This window comes from Streptomyces massasporeus (genome assembly GCF_014648995.1).
GTDB classification, from domain to species: Bacteria; Actinomycetota; Actinomycetes; order Streptomycetales; family Streptomycetaceae; genus Streptomyces; species Streptomyces massasporeus.
On sequence record NZ_BMSE01000059.1, the window covers coordinates 1 to 1,552 of the forward strand.

The following is a 1,552-nucleotide window of genomic DNA, read 5'->3' on the forward strand; positions in this document are numbered from 1 at the left end:
GCGTGCATTAGAACGGGATCCTTTCCGTGGGGTGTTCCGGTCGGCGCCAGAGGCGGAGGCTCCAGGTGCGGAGCCAGGCGAGGCAGTGGCAGTCCTCCCAGTCGCCGTCGCCGGTCGGGGTGACGTAGCCGTGGCCTCCGCGGCCGCGGCAGTAAGGGCAGTTCGGGTCGGGCTTGGGCTGTCGGGTGAGGTAGATAGCCCGCTGGTGCAGTTCGATCTGCCAGCGTCCGAAGGTGCGGGTGAGGTACATGAGGCCCCGTTTCTGGGTGTGCGAGGTGGGGGCCGCCAGCCCCGTCCAGGGGGTGGGTCCGGGGCTGGCGGCCCTGGGTGGCGGCGCGGAGTGGGGGGCTCGACGCGTCGCCGGCTATGTGGCTGTGGGCCAGGCGGTCAGCCGAAGAAGCCGTTGGGGAACAGGCAGTCGTAGCTGTCGACGTCGGTGGGCTCGACGCGGGCCAGGTGGCGGCCGTGGCTGGCCTGCGGATAGAAGCCGTTGGCGCGGCCCTGTTCGTGGTGGTCGGTGCAGCAGGCGAAGAACGCCCACCCGGCGCGGTCGACGACGGTGTGCAGGCCTCCCGAGCCGGACACGATCGCGCCGACCGGGTGCGGGTAGTCGTCGATCCGGACCTTCTCGGGGATGAAGCCGGTGGCGGCGCAGAACAGCGCGTTGTGGTCGGCGCCGGCGTCAAGGGCGGCCTGGCGCGCCTTGGCGAGGTCGTCGTCGCTGGCCGTCCCGGCCGCGCGGGCCTTGGCCACGCGCTCGTAGTCGTGCAGGGCGGTGACGCGGCGCTGCTGGGACTCGTAGTTCTCGGTCACTGGGTCCCTCCGTGGGATCGTTGGTGTCGGATCCCCGGGCGTCTCTAGCGCTCGGGGGTTCGTGCGTTGTGCGCCGCTCCGCCGGCCCCGTGGTCATCCGGCGGTGCGGCGGTCAGTGGGTGCGGCCCGGGTCGGTGACGGGCCGGATGCCGACGGCGTCCCAGAGCGGCCGGACGTCGATGGGCCCGGTGGCCTGGTCCTCGGGGCCGTCGATCGGGCGGATCATGGGCGGCACGTCGATCCGGTGCGTGTTGGCGTCGACGGCCAGTTGGGCGGAGAACCGGGCCTTCAGCGCGAGGGCTTCGTCGCGCCAGTAGTCGCGCTCGGTGGTGAGCTCGTCGACGGTGGCCTGCTGCTGGACGACGATCTCTTCGGCCTCGGCCTGCATCCCGCGGGCCTCGGCGAGGTCCTGCTGCAGCAGCGCGATCTCGTCGCCGGCGGCGTGCATCTGGCTGAGCGCGAGGCTCAGGTCGCGGCGCAGTTCGGCGACCTTGTCGATGGCGCGGCGCCGGCCGGTGCCCTTGGGAAGCAGGTTGAGGGCCATTACCTCTCCAGTCCGGTGCGGTCGATGTAGCCGGCGGCTTCGGTGGCTCGGAAGCTGGCGGCGGTGGTGAGTCGGTGGTTGAGGTTGCGCGCCTCGTCGACGGCCTTCTGCTGGGCGGCGATGATCGGGCGGGCGCGGCGGATGTACAGGCGCAGCAGGGCGTTGAACATCCCGGCCATCGGCGACAGGCGCGGC

Annotated in this window: 4 protein-coding genes; all 4 read right to left on the reverse strand. The window is 72.2% G+C overall.

Annotated features, from left to right (window positions below; genetic code table 11):
• Nucleotides 1–7: 7 nt before the first annotated feature.
• On the reverse strand, nucleotides 8–250 hold the full coding sequence (locus tag IE153_RS41185; protein ID WP_189594796.1) for a hypothetical protein: 243 nt from the start codon (nucleotides 248–250) through the stop codon (nucleotides 8–10).
• Nucleotides 251–387: 137 nt separating this feature from the next.
• Entirely contained in the window at nucleotides 388–813 is a 426-nt protein-coding gene (locus IE153_RS41190) for a hypothetical protein (protein WP_189594797.1), read from the reverse strand.
• A 112-nt stretch (nucleotides 814–925) separates the two neighbouring features.
• Nucleotides 926–1,357: a hypothetical protein gene (locus tag IE153_RS41195; RefSeq protein WP_189594798.1), complete on the reverse strand. Its 432-nt coding sequence runs from the start codon at nucleotides 1,355–1,357 to the stop codon at nucleotides 926–928.
• Nucleotides 1,357–1,552: hypothetical protein (locus tag IE153_RS41200; protein WP_189594799.1), on the reverse strand; the 196-nt coding region annotated here is incomplete at its 5' end. The genes IE153_RS41200 and IE153_RS41195, both read right to left, overlap by 1 nt.